Annotated in this window: 1 protein-coding gene; it reads right to left on the bottom strand. The window is 46.0% G+C overall.

All coding sequences use genetic code 11. From position 1 onward, the window contains the following. A partial coding sequence (locus PROCOU_RS15905) for a leucine-rich repeat domain-containing protein (RefSeq protein WP_036074378.1) occupies positions 1-997 on the bottom strand: 997 nt, incomplete at both ends.

Below are 997 nucleotides of genomic sequence, written 5' to 3'. Positions count from 1 at the left end.
ACGTCCCCTTCGCATTCGCTGGGCTTGTGTCAACGGTATAACCTGGAATTTCAAGAGGCGTTGTGTCATAGGCCTCGCCATAATCACCCGTCAATGTGGTGGAAGGCGCGATGGCCTTGCCAGTCGTATCTTGGTACACTACCGTCACTGGTGACGCATCCACCATGCGATACGGAATCGTTGCCGTTCCACTAAAGTATCTGCCTACCCCTTCGGCAGGATTAAAATCATTCCAGCCATAAGTAACCGCCCCTGATGGTCCGGGTAACCCTGACCAAGATAACCGCTGTTGCTCCGTTTCATAACTCCCGTTCGTCGGTTGGAAATCTTTTATCACCATAGATCCAGCTGGTCCTAACACCTGTTGAATAGGTTGGGGCATGTGAAGTGTCCCTTTTCGCCCAATCTTTTGTGTCGGTAACGTCACCGTTTGTCTACCGATACCGAAATAAGCAGGTCTCCTCACTTGAAAAGCGGTAATATCTGAAATATGATTAAAATTCGCAATCAAATCCCGTAATGTAACTAACGAGGCGAGTGCCGAAATATCCGTAATTTGGTTCTTGCTTATGGAGATGTATTTAATGTTAGGTAATTCCGCCATGACAGACACATCCGTCAGCTGGTTCTCTTTAAAATGGATATATTCTAATTTGGGGAATCCTGTCATTGTTTTAGGGAGTGTCTTCAAGCCGTTATTGCTTAAATCAAGAGAGTATAAAGCGGGCATGTCCTCCAGCACCGATACATCTTTAATCGGGTTATTTGCCAATGTTAAAATTCTCAGTCGAGGCAACCCATTAAGTGGGGATACATCTGTAATTTGATTACCCCTAAGCAATAACTGATCGATATTTTTGGCATACTGCAACCCCTCTAACGACGTAATGCCTCGTTGGGGTAACTCTAATTCTCGTAGCCACAACATCCGCTTCGCGGTCAGTGGCTCTCCAGCTGGAACATCTAACCGATTCCGAACATAGAGACGGAGAAAAGG

The organism is Listeria rocourtiae FSL F6-920 (assembly GCF_000525975.1).
Taxonomy (GTDB): domain Bacteria; phylum Bacillota; class Bacilli; order Lactobacillales; family Listeriaceae; genus Listeria_A; species Listeria_A rocourtiae.
This window is presented reverse-complemented; position numbering and strand designations above follow the sequence as displayed.